Annotated in this window: 14 protein-coding genes and 1 tRNA gene; 10 read left to right on the forward strand and 5 right to left on the reverse strand. The window is 65.7% G+C overall.

All coding sequences use genetic code 11. The features are described from left to right. Positions 1-59: 59 nt before the first annotated feature. From Q0J57_RS00680 to Q0J57_RS00690, 3 genes are read right to left on the reverse strand one after another with little or no spacing between them, the layout of a single operon-like run. Positions 60-1,226 (reverse strand): glycosyltransferase family 2 protein, encoded by a 1,167-nt coding sequence (locus Q0J57_RS00680; RefSeq protein ID WP_297215722.1) that lies wholly within the window; start codon positions 1,224-1,226, stop codon positions 60-62. A gap of 1 nt (position 1,227) precedes the next feature. After that, positions 1,228-1,683 (reverse strand): hypothetical protein, encoded by a 456-nt coding sequence (locus Q0J57_RS00685; RefSeq protein ID WP_297215725.1) that lies wholly within the window; start codon positions 1,681-1,683, stop codon positions 1,228-1,230. Beyond that, positions 1,680-2,762, reverse strand: a complete 1,083-nt coding sequence (locus Q0J57_RS00690) for a glycosyltransferase (protein WP_297215727.1) — start codon at positions 2,760-2,762, stop codon at positions 1,680-1,682. The genes Q0J57_RS00685 and Q0J57_RS00690 overlap by 4 nt, the downstream gene beginning before the upstream one ends. A gap of 80 nt (positions 2,763-2,842) precedes the next feature. On the opposite strand from Q0J57_RS00690, the gene Q0J57_RS00695 reads away from it, so the two are divergent. The 3 genes from Q0J57_RS00695 to Q0J57_RS00705 all read left to right on the forward strand — a co-directional run bounded on the left by Q0J57_RS00695 (position 2,843) and on the right by Q0J57_RS00705 (position 4,940). Beyond that, positions 2,843-3,853: a hypothetical protein gene (locus tag Q0J57_RS00695; RefSeq protein WP_297215730.1), complete on the forward strand. Its 1,011-nt coding sequence runs from the start codon at positions 2,843-2,845 to the stop codon at positions 3,851-3,853. Positions 3,854-3,898: 45 nt separating this feature from the next. Next, positions 3,899-4,783, forward strand: coding sequence for an EamA family transporter (locus Q0J57_RS00700; RefSeq protein ID WP_297215733.1), 885 nt, complete (start codon positions 3,899-3,901; stop codon positions 4,781-4,783). Positions 4,784-4,853: 70 nt separating this feature from the next. Continuing rightward, positions 4,854-4,940 (forward strand) — tRNA-Leu (locus Q0J57_RS00705). A gap of 512 nt (positions 4,941-5,452) precedes the next feature. Here Q0J57_RS00705 and Q0J57_RS00710 read toward each other — a convergent pair. Beyond that, positions 5,453-6,868 (reverse strand): helix-turn-helix transcriptional regulator, encoded by a 1,416-nt coding sequence (locus tag Q0J57_RS00710; protein ID WP_297215737.1) that lies wholly within the window; start codon positions 6,866-6,868, stop codon positions 5,453-5,455. 299 nt (positions 6,869-7,167) lie between these two features. Between Q0J57_RS00710 and Q0J57_RS00715 the strand changes: the two genes are divergently transcribed. The 3 genes from Q0J57_RS00715 to Q0J57_RS00725 are packed head-to-tail and all read left to right on the forward strand — an operon-like array spanning position 7,168 to position 10,629. Continuing rightward, positions 7,168-8,190, forward strand: a complete 1,023-nt coding sequence (locus tag Q0J57_RS00715) for a TRAP transporter substrate-binding protein (protein ID WP_297215740.1) — start codon at positions 7,168-7,170, stop codon at positions 8,188-8,190. A gap of 60 nt (positions 8,191-8,250) precedes the next feature. Next, positions 8,251-10,176 (forward strand): TRAP transporter large permease subunit, encoded by a 1,926-nt coding sequence (locus Q0J57_RS00720; RefSeq protein ID WP_297215743.1) that lies wholly within the window; start codon positions 8,251-8,253, stop codon positions 10,174-10,176. A gap of 9 nt (positions 10,177-10,185) precedes the next feature. Then, the gene (locus tag Q0J57_RS00725) at positions 10,186-10,629 is read left to right on the forward strand and encodes a heme-binding protein (RefSeq protein WP_297215746.1); all 444 of its coding nucleotides are present in this window, start codon (positions 10,186-10,188) and stop codon (positions 10,627-10,629) included. 394 nt (positions 10,630-11,023) lie between these two features. Here Q0J57_RS00725 and Q0J57_RS00730 read toward each other — a convergent pair whose 3' ends face one another. Next, positions 11,024-13,600, reverse strand: a complete 2,577-nt coding sequence (locus tag Q0J57_RS00730) for a tetratricopeptide repeat protein (protein ID WP_297215749.1) — start codon at positions 13,598-13,600, stop codon at positions 11,024-11,026. A gap of 115 nt (positions 13,601-13,715) precedes the next feature. Between Q0J57_RS00730 and Q0J57_RS00735 the strand changes: the two genes are divergently transcribed. Genes Q0J57_RS00735 through Q0J57_RS00750 form a run of 4 tightly spaced genes read left to right on the forward strand, consistent with a single transcriptional unit; the run spans position 13,716 to position 16,840 of the window. Next, complete coding sequence (locus Q0J57_RS00735) at positions 13,716-14,339, forward strand: MBL fold metallo-hydrolase (protein ID WP_297215752.1); 624 nt, start codon at positions 13,716-13,718, stop codon at positions 14,337-14,339. Continuing rightward, entirely contained in the window at positions 14,333-14,941 is a 609-nt protein-coding gene (locus Q0J57_RS00740) for a flavodoxin family protein (protein ID WP_297215755.1), read from the forward strand. Before Q0J57_RS00735 ends, Q0J57_RS00740 begins: the two co-directional genes overlap by 7 nt. A gap of 1 nt (position 14,942) precedes the next feature. Beyond that, a complete protein-coding gene (locus Q0J57_RS00745) occupies positions 14,943-15,824 on the forward strand; it encodes a ComF family protein (protein WP_297215758.1) in 882 nt (293 codons plus the stop codon). Between the two features lie 47 nt (positions 15,825-15,871). Beyond that, complete coding sequence (locus tag Q0J57_RS00750; RefSeq protein WP_297215761.1) at positions 15,872-16,840, forward strand: DUF4198 domain-containing protein; 969 nt, start codon at positions 15,872-15,874, stop codon at positions 16,838-16,840. Positions 16,841-16,872: the final 32 nt, after the last annotated feature.

Here is a 16,872-nt window from a genome sequence, read left to right on the forward strand (position 1 = left end):
ACGTCCTGCGATACTTAGCTTGCGCACCAAAAACTGTCAAAGGGGAACGCCGTCCGCCGCTAGCGCCGCATGCCCCGCACGCTGCCGCCCGGCCCCACCTCATACCAGATGCCATGCCACAGAATGCCGCTGGCCCGCAGGCTGTTCACGTACACGCGGGCAAACATGGCGGCGCTGACGCCAAAGGCCAGCATCCAGCGCCACAGGGCAAAGCTGTTGCCCAGCAGGCCGCGCCACTGGCCCATGGCCGCCGCCAGGGTAATGAGGTAGAGAAAGGACACGGTGGTCCAGCCCAGGCCCCCCCCGCCCAGCAGCAGGGCCAGCAGCGAAAGCACGGTCAGCAGCGGCGGCAGGGCCATGACGGCGCACAGCCCGCCCAGCAGATACCACTGCTGACGCACGCAGAACTTGAGAAAAAGCACCTGCCTGTCCATCCAGGCCTGCCAGACGGCCAGGGGATGCTGCTCCGCCTCCGTGCGCAGCAGGGCGCCGGGGCACAGACGCACGCTCACGCCCTCGCGCAGCAGCACGCCGGCCAGCGAACAGTCGTCCACCACATTGGCTTCCCACAGTTCGCGCACCTTGTAGCGGGCAAAACTTTCCCGGCTCATGCACATGGCACCGCCCCAGGGCTGGGTAAAGCGGGACAGGCCCTGCAGATAGCGCATGAGCTGCACGCACAGGGCATAGGCCATGGTCACAAGCCCCTGATCATACGGGCGGACCTCATGATAGCCCGTGGTCACCGATGCCACGCCCACGGCCACCGGCCCCACCAGCTGCCGCACAAAGTCGGGGCGGGCAATGTGGGTGCTGTCACAAAAAACATAGACATCGGCCGCATCGCCCACCGCTTCCACCGCCTTCAGGCTGTTGTGGTTCTTCTGGCCGCAGCCCCTGGCCTCCCCTGCCACCACGTGGCGCAGGGAGGGATGGGTCTTTTGCAGGCGCTGCACCAGCTCTGCCGCCGGTTCCGTCTCCGTGGCCGTCACCACCACGGGCAGCAGGGCGGGATAGTCCTGTTCCAGCAGGGAAGTCAGCGCCTCTTCCATGCGCGGATGACTGCCCGCCGCCGGAATGATCAGCGCCGCGCGCGGCCAGTCCGCCTCGGTGGCAGGTCCGATGAGTTCTTCCTTTTCCTCACGGGCAAGGCGTTCACCAACCCGGCCGAGCCACCAGAGCAGCACCCCCTGGGCAATGGCCAGAAGCAGAAAAAGTCCCCACATATCATTCCTCGCTCAGGCGCCAGCCGTCCTCAGGGACCGGGGCGCAGTCTTCTGTCACGGGCACGTTGCGCGTGCGCCGTGAGGTAATGTTGAATGTCATGCCATTATGCAGGCGCAGCGATCCCTCTACCCTGTCGCCCCGCAGCTGCCCGGCAAAGCGGTGGCCGGAAGTATGCGTTGCCTCAAGGTAGCCGTCTTTCACCGTTCCGTTGAGGTGATAGACATCCACCTGGCCGCTGCGGGTGCGCAGCAGGCTTGCGCCGCGGACTCCGCCCCGGCTGTTGATGCAGAAGGTCACCCGGAAACGGGACCCCAGCACCGCGCCTTCCCACATTTCCGTTACCTCGCCGGGTCTGGGAGGCACAGCCACCTTGCCGGTGGTGCCCGCCATGACGACTCCGGGCAGGGCAAGCAGCCCGCCCAGCAGGCAGACGCCCGCGACCTGCCGCAGGTTCATGGCCGCCTCCGGGCCGCCACGGCCGACAAGACGGCCTCATGGGCGTCCACCATGGCGGCAAAGGAAAAGTCCGCCTCGGCCCGGCGGCGCCCCGCCTGCCCCATGCCATCGCCCAGGGCAGGATCGTCCAGCAGGCGCAGGATATGCGCCGCCAGCGCGGCATCATCCCCGGCCGGGCACAGCAGCCCGCTCTCGCCGTCGCGCACCAGACGGGGAATGCCTCCCACCGCCGTAGCGCAGACGGGCAGGCCGCTGGACATGGCTTCCAGCAGCACATTGGGCTGCCCCTCCCGCACCGAGGAAAGCACAAAGATACGGGCCTGGGCATAGAAATGCCGCACGTCCGGTCGGCCGGGGAAAAAGTCTATCCCGGCCCCTTCGGGATGACGCGCGGCCCAGTCCTTGAGGCGGGCCTCCTCGGGACCGTCCCCCACCAGACACAGGCGCACCTCGGGATGGCGGGCGCGCACCCGGGCAAATGCCCGAAACAGGGTGAGGTGATCCTTGTCTCCCGCAAGGCGGGACACGCAAAGCAGCTGCGGCGGCCGGGACGAGACGGGCGCCTGCGGCGGCGCATACAGGGCCGTATCCACCCCGTTGGCAATATAGGTCAAATGGCCGGCGGGCACGCCAAGCCCCGTCAGCACCTGATACAGGGCTTCCGAATTGCAGATCATATGCTCCGTCAGACGCCAGAGCCATCGCTCATGCTGCCGCCGGGGGCCGCCCCCGCCGCGCACCGTGCCCACCACGGGCAATCCCAGCCAGCGCCCCCAGATGCGCCCCCAGATATTGGGCAGCGCCGTGCACGGCACCAGCACCTGGGGCCTCAGCCGCAGCAGCGCCGCACGCAGACGCCAGAAAAAGAAGGGCGCCAGGCGGCGGTCACGGCCCAGATGCTGCACCTCGATGCCGGCCTCGCGGGCCAGCCCGTCCAGGTCCGTGGGCCCGGTCAGGGTAAGCATGACCGGCGCAAAGCGGCTGCGGTCAAGCCGTCTGGCCAGTTCCAGCATCTGGCGCTGCGTACCGCCATAGCAAAGGTCTTCCATAAGAAAGAGAACGCGCAGAATTGTGGACATGGGGAGTATTTTCCAGCATTCCGCGCCGTTTGGCAAGAGGGCGCATTGCCAGCCGGCGGGAAAGGCGCTATGGTGCCGGCATGTCCGTATCTGTCCCTTCCTCCGGTCCTGAGGCCCCCCTGCGCGTCATCGTCAGTCTGGATGTTGAAGAAGAGGGCCTGTTTTCCGGCCACTATGCCCGCAGCGGCTGCGGGGTGCGCAATATCTCCCTGCTGCCGCGCCTTGCGCCCCTGTCTCATGAGCTGGGCTTTCCGCTGACGCTTTTCTGCGCCCACAGCGTCTTTGCCGACGGCGCCGCCCGGCGGACGCTGGAAGTCATGCGCGACCGCCACGGGGCAGAAATTGGCGCCCACCTGCATCACTGGAGCACGCCGCCCCTGGATGACGAGGGGGACAGCACCGGACAGCCCGCACGCACGGACACCCTGCCGCGGGACCTGCTGCGCCGCCGCCTGCTGACGCTGCTGCGCGAAGGCGAGGATTTCAACAGCGCGCCGCTGACCAGCTTTCGCATGGGGCGCTGGGACCTCAAGAACAGCGTGCGCCCCCTGCTGGCCGAAGCGGGTATTACGCTGGACAGCTCCGTCTGCCCCCTGCGGGCCTTTGCCGGCGGCGCCGACCACTTCCTGGCCCCGGCCGATCCCTACTGGGTGGAAGGCAGCGGGCAGACGCCTCTGCTGGAGGTACCCATTACGCAGGTGCCCCTGTGGCCCTTCCTGGCCCGGCAGTGGTACGGGCATGCCCCCCGGACCTGGCTGGACAGCTTTCACTTTTTCGGCGCGCTGAGTGCCAATCCCTTCTGGCACGGGCCGCGCGCCATGCGCATGGCCGTACGCCTGCACCGTGCCCGCGGCGGCCGGGTGCTCAGCCTGTTCTGGCATTCCTCGGAAATGCTGCCCGGCGGCTCGCCCCATGTGCCCGACCAGGCCGCCGCCGATGCCGTGCTGCGCCGCATCCGCCAGTTTCTCACCTGGCTGCGCGACACCTTCCCGGTACAGGGCTGCACGGCATCGCAGCTCCGGGCCGAGGCCCCGGCGCTGGCCTTTCCCCGCCGCCCGGAACACGGTCCGGCGGCCCGGGGAGACTGGTAGGCCCCTTTTCCGCTCACGCTCTTTTATACCCCCTGTTTCCTGCCCATGAATACCCCCGCTGCCCCGCTTGTTCAGAAAAGCGGCTATTTCTGGATTCTGCTCACGGCCTTCTTCTGGTCCCTGGTGGGCGTTATCTCCAAGGAGTGCATGGCCGAAGGCATGCAGCCGCTGGAGGTGGCCTTCTGGCGCGCCGCCTTCGGACTGGTCCTTTTTCTGCTGCATACCCTGCTGCATCACGAGCTGCTGGTCCCGCCCAGGGCGGCAGGTTCCTTCTTTCTTTTCGGCATCTGGGGCATCGGCGTCTTCTATTCCGTCACGCAGTATGCCATCAAGCTCAGCGGCGCGGCCATGTCGGTCATTCTCATGTATACGGCCCCCATCTGGGTTGCCCTCTTTTCACACCTGCTCTTTCGCGAGCACATCACGACGCGCAAGATGCTGGCCATCGGTGTGGCCCTGGGCGGCACGGTGCTGGTCTGCCTGTCCGGCGGCAGCCTGCCGGGGCAACGCTCCTGGGTGGGCATAGCCTGCGGCATCATCATCGGCCTGACCTATGCCTCGCACTATCCCTTCTATCGCTGGTGGCAGCAGCGCTACAGTGCCGCCACCATCTACTTCTATTCCCTTCTGGGTGGCCTGCTGGCCCTGGGCATGGTCTCGCCCGTGCATCTGAACCACTCCCCGCGCATCTGGTTCTGCCTGCTCATTCTCGGGGCATGCACCAGCTATTTTGCCTATCTCTGCTACGGACTGGCCCTGAAGCGCATCGGCCTTGTCCGGGCCGCCGTCACCTGCTATCTGGAGCCTGTGCTCAGCACCCTGTGGGTCTGGCTGTTCTGGCAGGAGCAGTTCACACCCATGGGCTGGCTGGGCAGTGCCCTGGTGCTGGGCGCCGTTCTGCTGCTTTCTCTGGACAAATCCACCGAATAACCGGTCCCCGGCTTGACGCTCACCGCAGGTTTGGCGTAAGAAAAAAAGGCTCTGTCTGAACAGGAAACGCGCCGGGATGGTGGAATTGGTAAACGCAGCGGACTCAAAATCCGCCGGTGGCAACACCTTGCGAGTTCAAGTCTCGCTCCCGGTACCAGAAAGAACGGGTCTGTGGCATACCACAGACCCTTCTTTTTTCTCCGGGCAGCCACGTTTCCCCTCTCCCGCAAAAAAACGGACATTACCCGTGCGTTGCTGCCCATGGCTGCCCCGCTTGCCCGCATGCCGCTGCTGCCTGCGTCACCCACGGAACATCCGGCCGTGCGGCGCAGCCAGACACGCCGGCCCCCCTGTACGCCAAAAGGCCGGGAGTATGACTCCCGGCCTTTTCTCATTCGCCTTTCCTCTCATCCATCTATGCGTCACGACAGTCCAAGGGCCCCTGTCTGCGTCCCGCCGCCGGACGGCACCCGTGCCCGTTCTCCGTGTTTCGCGCTGCCTGCCGCATCCCGCGCCTCCCCAGGACAAAGCACGCGGGAAGACACCCGCGCAAGGCCCCGGCGTATCTCGTGAACGCTACGCACTCGGAGCACGGAAAAGCCGGAAAAACCAGCCTTCCCGCACGGCAGCACGTGTTTGTGAGCAGCTTGTGCATGCGCTCTGCGTCTATCAGACATCCCGTCCCCGGCAAAGACGGCCTGGTAGAGCGCCGGTCCCCTGCTCGTCGGCAGAATGTTGAGCAGAACGCACGGAAAGGAGCAGCCAGGGCAGTTCATGCCGGCTGTTAATACCGGTGCGCCGCAGAATATTGCGAATGTGCGTTTTCAGCGTGGCAGGCGAAATGCTGAGATGCAGGCAGATGTCCGCATCACTGCGTTTATGGGCCAGCATGGCGGCAATGAGGGCCTGTTGCGGCGTCAGGCCCAGCTGACGAAAAATCTGCCGGCAGGCTTCCAGGTCCTGCGGCACGGCATGTTCCCTGTCCTCTCCCTCCGCTTCCTTTTCCGGCATGTCCTGCCGGGCAGCGGCTGGCGTCTGCCACAGATATCCCCAAAGCACCACGCAGACCAGGGCCAGGACAGCCAGCAGCAGAAAAAGAACATTCACCTCCGTTCCCTGCATAAGACACTGCTCCACCAGCGGCTGCATCAGCTTGCCCAGCATGCCCCCCGTCAGGGCCGCTGCCGCGCCGAGCAGGGCAGGACGCGGCCAGCCGGGCAGGCGCCTTCCCAGGGGGGCCAGCAGCGAAAGCATCCAGATAAGCAGCAGGAAATAGGAGACATGCAGACTTTGCAGCGACAGGGCTGGCGATTCCCTGTGGAACAGGGGCCAGGCCGTATAGGCCACCACGGCAAAGGGCAGCGTGGTAAGCAGCAGCGGGCCATTGCGCCATGCGGGCAGCAGCGCCAGCACCGGGGCCGCGGCCACCAGCAGGGAAACCGCGCACTCTCCCGCCGTCAGCTCCAGAAGGGGAGCAAAGGTTTCCCACAGGGCGGCATATATCCCCATGCCCAGCCCGCTGATCACGCAGCAGAACAGGGCCAGCGCCAGCCAGCCATACCCCGCCGTGCCAGACGGGGGAGGGGCGCTTTCCGGCGGACAACCGACGGTGATGCCGGCCACCAGTGCCGCAGCGGCCCAGAGGCACAGCAGCGTCCCCGGCGCCACCTGCGGGATGCTGTTGACGAGCAGCCAGGCTCCCAGCATTCCCCCGCCCACAACGGCAGCACACAGCGGGGGCGACAGCTCCTTCAGCTCCCGTATCCGTCCCGCCAGGGCCAGCCCGCTTCCCGCCCCGGCCAGCAGACAACAGGGCCATATGCCGGCAGCGGCCACCGCCCCCGGCCACAGCAGAGGCACCAGCCCGGCCAGCATGCCCAGCGCCGGCAGCACACACATCAGCCCCGGAGCACACAGCCTGCCATACAGACGCCGGCAGCTTCCCAGCAGCACCAGCATGCCCGCTGCAAACGGCAACAGCCCCGCCATCTGGCCGGCCGGTCTGTCCCGCATGTAGTCGGCAAAGCAGGTTTCTGCGCCAATCATGAGCCAGAACCAGACCGCCAGCGCCCCCCAGCGTACCATTACGGGCAGAATGCGAGGAAAAACGGATAGAGTACGTTGCATGACGAAAATAATTTTTTTCAGGGTACGCGGACTTCCTTCCTTTTTCAAGCCGCACCGGCCGAACGATATGAAGACATATTATGTATTATTTCAAATTGTTACAAACAAATACCTCTTTGAGGTACGCCATACGAGGGCATCAGGCAGCCAGAAGAAACGCAAAATACTTCCCGGAGTGATGGCCTTTCCCCGGAAATTGTGCATATTTGAACAAACGTTTCCCTTCTTCCCGCAACAGGAAACCCCGGAGGAACATTATGAAGAGGATTTTTGTTCTGACCATGGCGCTGGCCCTGCTCGGTCTGTGCACATTGGGGCATGCCAGCCCCGCACAGGCGGCTTATGACGGCCCCAAGCTGAAGTTCCGGGTGGCACATACCACGCCGCCCGGCAACCACATCACCCTGGCCTTTGAGAAGTTCAAGGAACTGGTGGAACAGAAGAGCGACGGCAAGATCAAGGTGCAGATCTTCCCCAATGCCATCCTGGGCAGCGACCGGGTGCTCATGGAAGGCGCCCAGAAGGGCAGCCTGGAAATGGCCGTCAGCTCCACGCCCAATATGGCCAATTTTTCTCCGCTCTATCAGGTGTTTGACCTGCCCTACATCACCAGCCCCGACAAGCAGCAGCAGTTCTATGCCGCCATCGACAAGGGACCGCTGGCGGACTACTTCCACAAGGTGGCCAATGATATCGGCCTGGAACCCATCATGTATGCCGAATACGGCTACCGCAACTTTGTGAGCATCAAGCGCCCCATCCGCGGGGTTGCCGACCTGGCCGGCCTGAAGATGCGCACCACCGACTCCACGGTGGAAGTGGAAGTGGCCAAGATCCTCAAGATGAACCCCACCCCCGTGGCCTGGGGCGAAACCTACACCGCCCTGCAGCAGGGCACCGTGGACGGCGAGGGCAATACCTTCCCGCACATGTACGGCGCCAAGCATCACGAAGTGCTCAAGTATGCGGCCACCACCTATCATAACTACTGCATGCAGGTCATGATGGCCAACAAGAAGTGGTGGGACAAGCAGCCCGCTTCCGTGCAGAAGGTCATCCGTGAAGCGGCCGCCGAGGCTCTGCAGTATCAGCGCGATGTGCTCTATCCCAAGAACGAACGCGAAGCCCGCGAAGGCTTCCTCAAGGCAGGGATCACCATCGTTGACCTGACGGATGAACAGCTTGACGAGTTCCGCAAGGCCACGCGCCCCGTCTGGGACAAGTTCAAGAACGTTCTTCCTGACGACCTCGTGCAGATGGTGCTTGATACCCAGAAGTAGTCTTCCCGGGTGCCGTCCGTTCCGGCGGACGGCACCCCGTGCTTGCAGAAGGATGTCGGTATGTCCAGTGAAAAGCCCGGCCTGCTGCGCCGTCTTGACCAGAATCTCGAAAAGCCCTTTCTTGTCATCGGCCTTCTGCTGATGATCTTCATCATCTCCTATCAGACCATCTATCGCTACAGCGTTACCCACATCATCGCCGCGCTGGAAAATCCCGGCTTCTTCATGGGGCTGCTCGGCAACATTGTTGACCTTTCTTCCCTGCGGGAACATGCCGGTACCCTGATCGGGCGGGCCGTCTGGACCGAGGAAAGCGCCCGCTACATCTTCATCTGGATTTCCTATCTGGCCATACCGCTGGCCATCCGCCAGCGCAACAATATCCGGGTGGACGTGCTGGTGGATCACCTGAACGACCGCCTGAAGGCCGCAAGCTGGATTGTGGTGGACCTGTGCCTGCTGCTGCTCAGCCTGTTCATGCTGCGCGAAGGCGCTTCCTATGTGCAGATGCAGATAGAGATGCCGCAGATAACGGCAGCCCTGCACCTGCCCTATTACATTCCCTATCTCATCCTGCCGGTGGGCTTCGGCCTTATGGCCCTGCGCGCCGTGCAGAACCTTGTACAGCAGATGCGCCTCTGCGGCCTGCTGGACAGTCTCTGCGCCGTGGGGCTGACCGTCCTGCTCTTTCTGCCGCCCATGCTCATGGAAGACGGCAATGCCATTGTGCTGCTGTTCGGCTATTTCATCATCCTGCTGGCCATCGGCGTGCCCATTGCCTTCAGCCTCGGTCTGGCCGGCCTCATGACCGTCGTGGGGGCCGATACCCTGCCGGCAGACTATCTGGCCTCCGTGGCCTTTACCTCCATCGACAATTTCCCCATCATGGCCATCCCCTTCTTCATTGCGGCCGGGGTCTTCATGGGGGCTGGCGGCCTTTCGGAACGCCTGCTCAAGCTGGCGGATGCCCTGGTGGGCGGTCTTCCCGGCGGCATGGCTCTGGCCGCCATTGCCACGTGCATGTTCTTTGCCGCCATCAGCGGTTCCGGTCCGGCCACGGTGGCGGCCATCGGCACCCTGACCATCCCGGCCATGGTGGCACGCGGCTATGACCGCCTCTTTGCCGCGGCCGTGGTGGCCGCAGCCGGTGCCATCGGCGTCATGATTCCGCCCAGCAATCCCTTTGTGGTCTATGGCATCGCCGGACAGGCCTCGGTGGGCAAGCTCTTTCTGGCGGGCATCGTTCCCGGCATCCTGACGGGTCTGGTGCTCATGCTGACCACCTACTTCATCGCCCGCCGCCACGGCTGGCGCGGCGAGCGCAAGGAGCACTGGCTCCAGAATGTCCTGGCGGCCACCTGGCAGGCAAAGTGGGCACTGCTGGTACCTGTCATCGTGCTTGGCGGCATCTACGGCGGCATCATGACGCCCACGGAAGCAGCGGCCATTGCCGCCCTGTACGGGCTGCTCGTGGGCATCTTCGTCTACCGGGAACTGACCTTCAGCAGCATCTGCTCCTGCTGCCGCGAATCTGCCTCCACATCAGCGGTCATCATCGTGCTTATGGCCATGGCCAGCATTTTCGGCAACGTCATGACCCTGGAAAATGTTCCGGAGCGCATTGCCACGGCCATCATGGCCCTTACGCAGAACAAGCTGGCCATCCTGCTGCTGGTGAACCTGCTGCTGCTCTGGGTGGGCACCTTCATGGAAGCCCTGGCGGCCATTGTCATCCTGACGCCCATTCTGCTGCCGCTGGCACTCAAGGTGGGGGTGGATCCCATTCACTTCGGCGTCATCATGGTGGTGAATCTGGCCATCGGCTTCGTGACGCCGCCTGTGGGCGTCAACCTCTTTGTGGCCTGCGGCATCACCGGGGAAAAGATTTCCCGGGTATCCCGTGCCGCCATTCCCTTCCTTGTGGCCATGCTGCTTGTCCTGCTGGCCATCACCTACATCCCGCAGATATCCCTCTGCCTGCTCTAGGATGCTGTCATGCCTGCCCAATGCCCCTTCACCATGTCGGTCATTTTCCGCGCAATCTCCCGGCTTGAGGCAGAAGCCCGGCAGGATGGCCTGCCCCCTGTCTGCCTGGCTGTCTGCAATGCGCACGGGGAGCTGCTGCACTTCTCGCGCATGGACGGAGCGCCTGCGCGCGTCATTGCCATTGCCCAGGGCAAGGCCTATACGGCCGCACGCATGGGGACTCCCACGGCAGCCCTGGCCCGACGCCTGAAAGACGAGGAGCTGACGCTGGCGGACTTCTGCGATCCGGGCCTTACGGCCATGCGCGGCGGGCTGCCCCTGTGCTGTGAGACGGGCGTGCAGCTGGCCGTGGGCGTCAGCGGACGCCGCACGGAAGATGACGAACGCCTGGCAGCACGGCTTCTGGACATCCTGCGGGAAGAAGCGGCCCGCCACACAAACGCGAAAACATAGCAAAACCGGCAGCAGGCCATGACGACCTGCTGCCGGTTCTGCCATTGTGAAAAACCTGTTTCGTCCCGGCGCTGTTGGGCGGCCGCGACAGGAGGACAGCGCACGCAAGCCAGCCTCCCCGCACGCGGCAGCAGCGTCCCTCCCTTGCCGGACACCACACCCAGGTCCCGCACAACCGTCTTCTCCCGGCGAACTGCGCCGGGAACGGAAAAAGGCCGCGGCCTTCCCCCTGAAACGAGCTGTTATCCGCGCATCCCAAGGGCAGACGCACAGATGCGCGCCCTTCGCGAATCGCGGCATTTCTTCGCCGGCAACGTCGGCATGTCGCACCGTCGCTGCCCTGCCGGCACGCTGTACAAAAGCCCCGCCCTGCCGCAGGCAGACAAGCCTCCTTTTAGGAACGCAAGGCGCGTGCTTCGGCCAGCCGGGCCTCATTTTCCCGCTTCTGGGCACGCAGGGCACGGGCCAGTACACACCAGCCCTCGGCCGTATCCCGCAGGCGCACGCTCTTGCGGGCCAGCAGTTCGGCCACGGCGGGGTCTTCATTGCCATCCAGATAGAGCTTGGCCATGAGCAGCATGGAGGAGGCATCCTCGGGATCGCGCAACAGGGCCTCGTGCAGCAGTTCCCGCGCCTCGCCGCCCCGCCGCTGGCGCACGGCAACGCGGGCCAGATAGCGCCGGGCCACGCTGGGACTGCCCGCACTGCTGCCGGCCGCCTGGCGGGCATCCTCGATGCGGGTGGCTTCTTCGTAGTGGCGGCGGGCCTCGGCGCGTCGCCCGCCCTCTTCGCACAGCTGCCCCAGGCGCAAATGGGCATACAGATGGTCCGGCACCGCAGCAAGGCACTGCCGATAATAGCGCGCAGCAGCCCGGCGCTCGCCCAGATGCTGGCAGACCGTTCCCAGATTGTAGCGCGTCTGGGCGGTCTGGGCCGCATCACGGCAGCGGCGCAAGGCTTCCAGAAAATGGCGCCGGGCCTCGTGGTGCCGCCCCATGGCGGCCATGCAGACCCCCAGGGAATTGCGGGCCAGCACGTTATTGTCATCGGCCAGCAGGGCCAGCTTGTACTCGTCCACAGCTCCGAACACATCCCCCAGGCTGTAGCGCCGATCGGCACTGATATTGAGGGCCAGGGAATTGCACAGGCCCGCATGCGGGGACGGCAGCAGCAGCGAATAGTCCAGCGCCTTGAGGGCGCATTCCAGCATTTCCCCCTTGCGGAACTGGAGAAAAGGATAGGCCGCCAGACCGCAGGCCGCTCCCTGCCCGCCCTGCTCCAGCTCCTGACACAGGGCAGCGTAGGCCGGCAGCAGGGCAGCGGCCTCTGCCGCGGGATGGAAAAAGATGAGACTGTTACCCCCGTACAGGCCGGCCAGCACGGACGACGCCGCAACCTCGCCGAAGCGCGCCCTCCAGAGCTGCGCCGCATGCCCAAGATCATTGCGCTGCCGGGCCGGATCCGCCATGTCGCCCACATCCAGCCGCAGCAGCGCCAGGGCAAACTGGGCACAGGCCTCCCGCTGCTGCGCAAACAGACGCACAAAGTCCCCGTGCCCGTGGAAGCCGCGCAACGGCCCCCGTTCCAGCGGGACCGGTCTGTCGGCGCTGACCGCATCCCGTTCACCCGCTGGCGCAGGGCCGGAGATTTCCCCCGTCACAATCTGCCCAGAGGCTTCGCGGCCCTCTGCCGGGGCACCGTCGTCCCTGCCGGCCGGGGTATCCGTCTTCCCTGCCGGGGCAGTCACCTCCGCTGCCGCCGGTTCCTCAGGCGCCGCCAGCAGGGCATCGGTCATGGCCTCTTCGTCTCCCCAGTCCCGGCTGGCATCATCTCCCAGCAGCGACAGGCGCTGCCCCGGCACAAGGGGGGAGGCGGCGTCAGCCAGATGCAGGGTTTCGGCCACAGCATCATGCTCCCGCACCTGCAACAGCACAATTTCGCCCCGGTAGCGGCTGCCGTCTGCCAGGCGTTCCCAGACGGCAAAACGCTGCCCTTCCCTGGCCTTGGCCCGTCTGCCCAGGCTGATGCGCACCCGGCCCTGACGCTGCCCTTCCAGAATGACGCCCCCGTCCTGCAGGATGCGGGCAAAGGGCATGACCAGCGAGGCCTCACCGCTGCGCGCCGCCTCGCGGGAGGCCAGGCGGGCGCGTTCCATGAGACGCCGCGACTGTTCATACATGCTCAGGGAAAATTCCGGCCCCTCCATATCCTGCGGATAGATGGCATGCCCGGCGCACAGGCGCGGCCGCACCACCTGCCGCGACACACGATAGACCTGCTCCACCTGCTCCATGCGGTGCAGGGCGCTTTCCGCCACCTTCTGGCAGGCCTTGCGCCCGCTGATGGCCGGCAGCAGCAGGGCCATGCCAAAACGGCCCACGCGGGCAGCCAGAACGTCGGAGGCCATGTCCTTCCGCAGCGCCTGCGCCACCCGGCACAGCAGGCGGTCCGTAAAGGTGAAGCCGTACAGATCGGCCAGTTCCCGGCCGTTGGTCATGCGCAGCATCACCAGCCCCATGCACAGGCGGTGCAGAGGGGCATTGCGGCTCTCCTCCGGCGCGGGATGGGTCAGCTGTTCCCGCACGCGGGCGGCCTCGCTCTCCATGCGGGCGTACAGGATGTCCTCCGTGGCCAGACCGGTCACGGCATCGGTGCGCTGGGCCTTGATGCGCGCCAGCATGTCCAGGGTCAGCGCGGCCACGGCAGGCAGCAGCGGCAGAGCGCGCCGCGCCTCCCGCACCCGGACGCCATGCAGCATGGCCACGGCCAGCGCCTCCCCGTCCCGGAACAGGGGCAGCAGCAGACGATGCTCGCGGGCCAGCAGCTCCGGTTCCGGCGCCACCTCGCCGGTGGGAAAATACAGCGCATAGCCCGTGCAGGGCACAAAACGCCGCAACTCGGCAAAAAGCTGCGCATCCATTTCCACAAGGTCACTGCGGTGCAGTCTGGGCAGGGAGGAATCTTCGTTCATCCTTCCTCTATATTCTCCGCGCCGCCGGCTTGTCTAGAAAAAATCTACAAAAAAGCCTGCTTGCCCTCGAGGCGCAGGCAACGTATCGTGCGAAAAAAAAAGGAATGCCAGCGCTATGCCCATCACTCGCTTTGCTCTCGGCCCTCTGGAAACGAACTGCTATATCGTGCATGCCGGCAATCAGGCCATTGCCATCGACGTGGGCGGTGATCCCGCGCCCATGCTGGCGCACCTCACGGAACATCGGCTTACCCTGGCAGCCATCTGCCTGACCCACCGGCACTTCGACCATGCCTACGGAGTGGCCCAGCTGGCACGTGTCACGGGCGCGCCGGTCTATGCCTCCCGTCACGAGGCCTGCCTGGAAAATACGGAAGCCGTCAAGGGCGGTATCTGGGGCTTTCCTCCGGTACCGGACTACAGCTGCACCGACCTTCCCCCCGGACCGCAGACCCTGGGCGGCATGGATTTCGACATCCGCGAAACCCCGGGCCATACCCCCGGCGGCATTTCCCTCTACTACCCGGCGGAACATGCGGTCTTCACCGGTGATGCCCTGTTCTACCGCTCCATCGGCCGGACGGACTTTCCCGGCGGGGATCAGGCCGCCCTGCTGCGCGGAATCCGCGAGCAGCTCTTCACCCTGCCTGACGAGACAAGCGTCTATCCGGGGCACGGGCCATCCACGACCATTGGCGACGAACGCCGGGAAAATCCCTTCTGCGGGGACCTGTGCTGACAGCGCCGGCCCTGGCCGTTCTGGGCAGCCCGCGTGCCGGCGGCACATCCGACACGCTGGCCCGCCTCTTTGCCGAAGGCGCTGCCCGCGAGGGGCTGCCCGTGCAGCTGCTGGCCCTGCGCCAGAAGCGCATCCGGCCCTGCTGCCACTGCGGCGCCTGCGACCGGCCGCCCCATGCCTGCCGCCTCGCCCCGGACGACGAGGCGGAGGGCATTCTGGAGGCGCTGGAACGTGCGCCGCTGGTGCTTTTTTGCGGGCCTGTCTATTTCTATGGCCTGCCTGCCCTGGCCAAGGCGCTGGTGGATCGCGCCCAGAGCCGCTGGCAGCGCCCCCGTGCCGCGGATGACCGGTCCCGGCCGCCGGCCCTTTCGGCCATGGTCGCCGGGCGCCCCCGTGGCGAGCAGCTCTTTTCGGGCAGTGAACTGGGCCTCAGATACTTCTTTGCCGCCCTAGGCCGCCGTCTTGTGGAATCCCGCCACTGGCGCGGCATGGACCGGCCGGAAGACCTGCTGCGCAGCCCCGCTGCCGAAGAGCTGCGCCAGTGGGGCGCCCTGTGGGCCGCGCGCCTGCTCCAGCCGCAGCCGCTCCCTGTGCACGCCTGACATGCCCAGTCCTTTCACCCCGCTGCTCCCTGCTCATCCGGCACCAGCCCGGACCAGCCGTGCGGTAACGCCCGCACGTGCTCCGCTGCGCCGTCTCCTGCGTCAGGTCGTCGGCCTGCTGGGTCTGGACGAGCAGCGCTGCGCCCATTGCCTGCGTCCCTTCCGCCCTGACCCGGGGCAGGAGAATGCCTTCTTCTGTCCAGACTGCGCCCCCCTGCTGGCCCCGCCGCACAGTCCCTTCTGCCCGCGCTGCGGCCTGCCCTCTGCCCTGCCGCCGGACGAGGCGCTCAGTGCCGTGCCCTGCGGACAGTGCCTGACCAGTCCGCCCCCGTGGCAGCACCTTGTGTTCTGCGGTCCCTATGCGGGAGCGCTACGCGATCTGGTGCTGCGCTTCAAGTTCGGCGGCGAGCTGGCCCTGGCCGGAGTGCTGGCCGGCCTGCTGCGAGAGCAGCTCCGCCGCCAGCCTTCCCCCCTGCCTGTCCCGGACCTGGTGCTGCCCATGCCACAGCATGCTGCCCATCTGCGCCGGCGCGGCTACAATCAGGCCCACGAGCTGGCCGCGGCCCTGTGCCGCATGTGCGCTCTGCCCCTGGAAGGTTTTCTGCTTTACCGAACCCGGCCCACACCCTCGCAGGCCGGCCTGAATGCCCGGCAGCGTCAGGCCAATGTGCACAAGTCCTTTGCGCTGCGCCCCTGCCGCCTGGAAGGCCGGCGCTGCTGGCTGGTGGACGATGTCATGACCACGGGCAGCACGGCCCGGGAAGCCTGCACCGCCCTGCTGGACGCCGGCGCTGCCGCCGTGGACCTGCTGGTGGCGGCCAGAACGCCGCCCCATGTCGCCGCGGATGCGGCAACGCCGGGAAGCGGCACCACATCAAGATGACAATATCCCGCTTTTATACTACCTTGGCTGCGCTTCAGGAGGAAATCATGTCGCGCTGTACGTCTCTGCTGGCCCTTGCCGCCCTTGGCGCCACGCTGTTTGCGGCCACGCCCGCCCTGGCCGATGTCACCCTGCTGGTCCCGGAAAAAATCAGCATCGAAGCCCCGGCCACGCCACAGGCCGATGCCGGCAAGGCCCCGGCGGCCCCGAAGAACGCATCGGACACGGCGGCCGGCACAGCAAAAAAGGACGCCCCCCAGCCGGCGGAAACGCCCGCCGCTCCGGCCATTGACGAGGAAGTGGACCTGCTCATCACCCGCATGGATCCCTTTCATCAGCAGGGACAGGCCATGAGCATGCCGCAGCTGTTTGCCGTACTGCGCTTTGACGCCCAGACGCCGCGCAAGAACGATGTGCCGCAGCCCGAACGCATGGATCTGCTTGGCGATGTGGAGGAGATCACCTATCTGGACAAGCAGGCCTGGGCCGCCAATGTGGCCCTGAACAAGCCCGGCCTGTATCAGTTCATCATCGAAACGCGCCCGTGGTGGGATGCTGCGGCGCAGCGCTACGAACAGCACTATATCAAGAGTTTTCTGCCCGTCTATGATGTGGAGGACGGCTGGTATGAAGCCGCCGGGCTGCCGGTGGAAATCCTGCCCCTGAGCCGTCCCTTCGGCCTGACGGCGCCCTGCTACTTCAGCGGGCGGGTGGTGGAGCACGGGCAGCCCCGCCCCGGCGTGATAGTACGGGCCAGCCGCATCAATACGGACGGCCAGAAGGTGCCCACCCGCTGGCACGAGGAACTGGTGGTGCGCACCGATGAGCGGGGACAGTTCGGACTGGTGCTGCCGCGCCCCGGCTGGTGGTGCTGCATGGCCGAAATGCCGGGCACGCCCCTCAAGGGGCCTGACGGCACGGCCTGCCCCCTGCGCCTGGGCAGCGGCCTGTGGTTCTATGTGGATGCCGCCGACCAGCCCCGCCCCGACAAAAAGGTCAGGAAGGCCGGCAAATAAGCCCGCAAAGCCGCGCCCCCTTTCCCAGGCCA

The organism is uncultured Desulfovibrio sp. (assembly GCF_944324505.1).
Taxonomy (GTDB): Bacteria; Desulfobacterota; Desulfovibrionia; order Desulfovibrionales; family Desulfovibrionaceae; genus Desulfovibrio.